The following is a 5,058-nucleotide window of genomic DNA, read 5'->3' as shown; positions in this document are numbered from 1 at the left end:
GCTGCTGCGCGGCGGCCAGCTCTCGCCCGGCTACTTCAACGATCCCGTGCGCACCGCGGGAAGCTCGCCGCTGTGCACCAGCCGGTACACCGTCATCTTCGACACCCGCATCCGCTCGGCGACCTCGGCCACGGTGAGGAAGGGCGCGCCGATCACGTCCGGATGATCCCGGTCCCCTGCAGCCATTCCTCGTGCCCCTCTGCCTCGTCTGTCACCAGTGGTGTTGCTGTGACGGAAGGGTAGACGACTGTGCGTCACCGACCGGGCGATCGATGCTTCCCGAAAGGGTGGAAACAAGAGGTTCGGCCACGATGTGTCATGTCGCAGTTGCGGAGCGTGGCAGCTGCCTTCCCGGGCGGGTCTGCGCCGTATGGGCTGAGGACTTGTCGGAGTGCTGGTCCGACACGCCGCAGAGACTAGTCTGTATGGAGTAACGACGCGCGTACTCTCCGTGCATGACTCCCCTCCGGGTCGCTCTCGGCGGCCTCATCGCGGCGACGCTCGCCGCCGGGGTGGCCCTGGGGGTCGACCACACCGACGCGCCGAGCGGCCCGCTGCCGGTGTGTGCCACGGTCGGGCCGTACGTGCCCCCGCCGCCGGACAGCGTGGGCACCCCCGCCGGACTGGCCCTGTGTCCGGTCCGTGCGGCGCTGGAGGTCCACACCCCCGGCGCGGTGCTCGACGGGCTCGACCTCGTGGGCGGCGTGGTCGTCGCGGCCCCGGACGTGGTGGTCCGGCGCAGCCGCATCACCGGCGACGGCACCACCGCGGCGGGTGTCCGCACGGTCGGCACCGGATCGGTGCGGATCGAGGACAGCACCTTCACCGGTGACTTCACCGACGCTGCCGTGGACGGGCCCGCATGGGTCGCCGAGCGGATCGAGCTGACCGGGGTGGCGGCGGACGGCGCCCGCCTCGGGCCCGGCGCCACGCTGCGCAACAGCGTCCTGCACGACTTCCGCGCCCGCCCCGACCGGGAGATCGACGCCGTGACCCTCGCCGCGGGCGACGCGGGCGACGTCCTCGTCGAGGCCAACCAGGTCCGGCTCGGCCGCGGACCGGGCCTGGGCAGTGCGGTGCTCGTCGACCCCGTCGTGGCCGCACGGCACGAGAGCGAGGCGCAGCAGCGGCTCCGCAAGGGCCCGGTCGTGGTGCGCGGCAACGAGCTCGGCGGGGGCGAGTACACCCTGCTGCAGGACACGGGCGAGGGCGCGGGAGCGGACGTCCGGATCACCGGGAACCGCTTCCACCGCGACGCCGCCGCGGCGACCGTCCGGATCCGCGGCGGGGCGGAGCTGGTCGACAACCTGTTCGTGGACGGCGGGGAGGTGCGCCGGTGATCCCGGTAGTCGATCGACACTCCCGGACGCGCCCGACACGCCGCATCGACCGCGTGGTGTTGGCAGACGACTGCGGAGTCGGGCAGAGTGATCACGCGAAGTCGTTGTCGAACCGGCCGGGCCGAGGACCCGGGGGGACCGTCGCTGAGGCACGTGGACGTTGGGGAAGGCGATCCACGTCTGTCAGAAGCGGAGGTCTGCAGTGAGCACACGCGGCGTGGTCCACGTCCACTCGTCGCCGACTGCGGTCTGCCCGCATGTCGAGTGGGCTGTATCCGGCGTTCTCGGGACACGGGTGTCACTCCAGTGGAGTGCACAGCCCGCGGTTCCCGGTCAGATGCGCGCGGAGTTCAGCTGGTCCGGTCCGGTGGGTAGTGGCGGCGCGCTCGCCGGTGCCCTGCGGGCGTGGCCGATGCTGCGCTTCGAGGTCACCGAGGAGGCCAGCTCCGGGGTCGACGGTCAGCGGTTCTGTCACGTCCCGGGTCTCGGCCTGTGGACGGGGCGGATGAGCGCCAACGGCGACGTCATGCTGGGCGAGGACCAGATCCGGACCCTGATGGCGGAAGGCCCGGCGGCGACGCTGAACCAGCGGCTCTCGCACGCACTGGGTGCGGCGTGGGACGCCGAGCTGGAGTCCTGCCGTTTCGCGGGCGACGGCGCCCCCGTCACCTGGCTGCACCAGGTCGGCTGACCAGCACTACCCGACCGGCATCATGGAGCCACAACGGTCGTTTCCGGGCCCCGGAACGACCGTTGTGGCTCCATGATGCGGCTGGTGGGACCTGCTACTTCGTAAACAGCAGGCTGGCGTTGTGCCCGCCGAAGCCGAAGGAGTTGTTCACCGCCGCGGTGAGCTCCATCTTGCGGGGCTCACCCGCCACGACGTCGAGCTCCACGGCCGGGTCCTTGTCCTTCAGGTTCAGCGTGGCCGGGATGATCCCGTCCCGCACCGAGAGCAGCGAGATCAGGCCCTCCACGGCGCCCGCCCCGCCCACGAGGTGCCCCAGCGCGCCCTTGGGGGCGGTGAGGACCGGGTGGTCGCCCAGCGCCTTCTGGACCGCACGGGCCTCGCCGACGTCCCCGACGACCGTCGAGGTGGCGTGGCAGTTCACGTGGCCGACGTCCGAGGGCTCCAGACCGGCGGTCCGGACCGCGTTGAGCATCGCCCGGGCCTGGCCCTTGCCCTCCGGGTCGGGGCCGGTGATGTGGTAGGCGTCGGACGTGATGCCGATGCCCGCGAGCGTGCCGTGGATCGTGGCGCCACGCGCCTCGGCGAACTCGCGGCGCTCGAGCACCATGACCCCCGCGCCCTCGCCGAGCACGAAGCCGTCCCGTCCGGTGTCGAAGGGCCGCGAGGCCTCCTCCGGGGAGTCGTTGCGCTGCGAGAGGGTGCGGGCCTGCACGAAGCCCGCCACGGTGATCCCGGTGATGCACGCCTCGGCGCCACCGGCGACCACGACGTCCACCTCGCCCGCCTTCAGCATCCGGTACGCCGAGGCCAGGGCCTCGGCCCCGGAGGCGCACGCCGAGCAGGGCGCGTAGACCCCGCCCTGCGCGCCGATCTCCAGGCTCACCAGCGCGGCGGGCCCGTTGAGCATGAGCATCGGGACGGTCAGCGGGGAGACCTTGCGCAGCCCGGCCGTCTCCAGGAGGTCGTCCTGGTCGAGCAGGGTGACCGCCCCGCCGACCCCGCTGCCGATGACGACGGCGAGCCGGGTCGGGTCGACCTTCGGCTCCTCGCCCTCACCGACGGCGAGGCCGGAGTGCGCCCAGGCCTCCCGGGCCGTGACCACCGCGACCTGCTCCACGCGGTCCATCCGGCGGGCCTGCACGCGGGGCAGGACGTCGGTGGGGTCCACGGCGAGCTGCGCGGAGATCTTGACCGGCAGGTCCTGCTTCTCCGTCCACTCGCCCCGGGTCAGCCCGACGCCGGACTTGCCCGCGAGGAGCGCGTCCCAGGTCGAGGCGGCGTCCCCACCGAGCGGGGTGCTGGCGCCGTAGCCGGTGACGACGACGTCGGTCATGTGCTGCCTTCCTTGGAAGAGGCTGTGGAACGGACGTGCGAGGACTCTCCGCAGGAGCCCCGGGTGTTACTGGTTCTTCTCGATGTAGGAGACGGCGTCGCCCACGGTCTTCAGCTCGGCGAGCTGGTCGTCCGGGATCTTCACGCCGAACTTGTCCTCGGCCTGGACGGCGATCTCCACCATGGAGAGGGAGTCGATGTCCAGGTCGTCGACGAACGACTTGTCGGCGGTCACCTCGGCGGTGTCGATGCCGGCGACCTCCTCGACGATCTCGGCGAGGCCGGACAGGATCTCGGCGGTGTCAGCCACTTCGGTGCGCTCCTTGTTCTGCTGGGATGGTGGTGCTGGGTGGGAATCTACTGGTCAGGGAACGACGACGACCTGACCGGCATACGAGAGGCCCGCCCCGAAGCCTACGAGGAGGGCGATCTCGCCGGAACGGACCGTGCCCGCGGCACGCATGTGGTCCAGGGCCATCGGGATCGAGGCCGACGACGTGTTGCCGGAGTGGACGATGTCGTCCGCCACCCGCATGTCCTCCCGGGCCCCGTCCTTGCGCAGCCGCTTGGCCACCGCCTCGACGATCCGCAGGTTGGCCTGGTGGGGGACGAGCACGTCGATGTCCGCGGGCGTCAGACCGGCCTTCGCGACGGCGTCGAGCGCCACCGGGGCGATCCGGGTGGTGGCCCAGCGGAACACCGCCTGGCCGTGCTGCCAGAGCTTGTTGGTGCTCTCCTCGAGGATCCGGATCGTGGCCGCCTGGTCGCCCGCCGAGCCCCACGCGACGGGCCCGACGCCCACCTCCTCGGGGGTCCGCGCGGCCGTGACGACGGCGGCGCCCGCGGCGTCGGCGAAGATGATGCAGGTCGAGCGGTCGTCCCAGTCGATCCAGTCGGACAGCTTCTCCGCGCCGATGACCAGCACGTTCCTGGCCGACCCGGCGCGGATGAGGTCCGCCGCGGTGCCGAGGCCGTAGCAGAAGCCCGCGCAGGCGGCGTTGAGGTCGAAGGCGGCGGGGGCGGTGATCCCGATCCGGTCCGCGGTCTGGGCGGCGGCGTTGGGGATCGGCGCGGTCATCGTGCAGGTCGCCACGATCACCGTGTCGACGTCCGTCGGCTCGAGCCCGGAGTCCTTGAGCGCCCGCGAGCCCGCCTCGGCGGCCAGGTCGACCAGGGAGGTGTCGTCCTTCGCGATCCGCCGCTCGACGATCCCGACGCGGTCTCGGATCCACTGGTCGCTGGTCTCGACGCGCTGGGCCAGGTCGTGGTTGGTCACGACGTGGTCCGGCTGGGCGCTGCCCAGTCCGATGATCTTCGCGCCGGGGACGGCGGCCGGCAGCCGGAGGCTCACGCGAACTCCTTGATCAGCTCGGCGGCCTTGGCCAGGTCGTCGGGGGTCTTGAGGGCCAGGGTCTTGACGCCCTTGAGGTCGCGCCGGACGAGGCCGACCAGCGTGCCCGCGGGCGGCAGCTCGATCACCGCGGTCACGCCGAGCTCGCCGAGCGTGGCCATGCAGGAGTCCCAGCGGACGGGCCGGGTGACCTGGGCGACGAGCAGGTCGAGCGCGTCCGCGCCGGACTTGACCACCGAGCCGTCGGAGTTGCTGAGCAGCGGGCGGGAGGGGTCGGCGGGGGGGAGCTCCGCGGCCGCGGCACGGACGGCGTCCTCCGCGGGACCCATGAACCGGGTGTGGAA

General features: G+C 72.2%; 6 protein-coding genes and 1 pseudogene. 2 read left to right on the top strand and 5 right to left on the bottom strand.

Features of this window, described 5'->3' with window-relative positions; translation table 11 throughout:
• Window positions 1-42: 42 nt before the first annotated feature.
• Window positions 43-186 (bottom strand): annotated as a pseudogene (locus H5J29_RS20505) (excisionase family DNA-binding protein); the annotation flags it as partial.
• A 269-nt stretch (window positions 187-455) separates the two neighbouring features.
• Here H5J29_RS20505 and H5J29_RS20500 point away from each other — a divergent pair.
• Window positions 456-1,340: a hypothetical protein gene (locus H5J29_RS20500; RefSeq protein WP_181782672.1), complete on the top strand. Its 885-nt coding sequence runs from the start codon at window positions 456-458 to the stop codon at window positions 1,338-1,340.
• A 202-nt stretch (window positions 1,341-1,542) separates the two neighbouring features.
• On the top strand, window positions 1,543-2,031 hold the full coding sequence (locus H5J29_RS20495; RefSeq protein ID WP_181782671.1) for a DUF3145 domain-containing protein: 489 nt from the start codon (window positions 1,543-1,545) through the stop codon (window positions 2,029-2,031).
• 94 nt (window positions 2,032-2,125) lie between these two features.
• Here the strand turns inward: H5J29_RS20495 and H5J29_RS20490 are convergent, their stop codons facing one another.
• The 4 genes from H5J29_RS20490 to H5J29_RS20475 form a co-directional block, all read right to left on the bottom strand.
• On the bottom strand, window positions 2,126-3,364 hold the full coding sequence (locus H5J29_RS20490; protein ID WP_181782670.1) for a beta-ketoacyl-[acyl-carrier-protein] synthase family protein: 1,239 nt from the start codon (window positions 3,362-3,364) through the stop codon (window positions 2,126-2,128).
• A gap of 66 nt (window positions 3,365-3,430) precedes the next feature.
• Window positions 3,431-3,673 carry an acyl carrier protein gene (locus tag H5J29_RS20485; protein ID WP_181782669.1) on the bottom strand — a complete coding sequence of 81 codons (243 nt, stop codon included), beginning with the start codon at window positions 3,671-3,673 and terminating at the stop codon, window positions 3,431-3,433.
• Between the two features lie 54 nt (window positions 3,674-3,727).
• Window positions 3,728-4,714, bottom strand: coding sequence for a beta-ketoacyl-ACP synthase III (locus H5J29_RS20480; RefSeq protein WP_181782668.1), 987 nt, complete (start codon window positions 4,712-4,714; stop codon window positions 3,728-3,730).
• On the bottom strand, window positions 4,711-5,058 hold a 348-nt coding region (locus tag H5J29_RS20475; RefSeq protein WP_376768553.1), incomplete at its 5' end, for an ACP S-malonyltransferase. The genes H5J29_RS20475 and H5J29_RS20480, both read right to left, overlap by 4 nt.

Source organism: Pseudonocardia pini, assembly GCF_013870575.1.
GTDB lineage: Bacteria > Actinomycetota > Actinomycetes > Mycobacteriales > Pseudonocardiaceae > Pseudonocardia > Pseudonocardia pini.
Note: the sequence above shows the minus strand (reverse complement) of the source record. Positions and strands in the feature narration are given on the sequence as shown.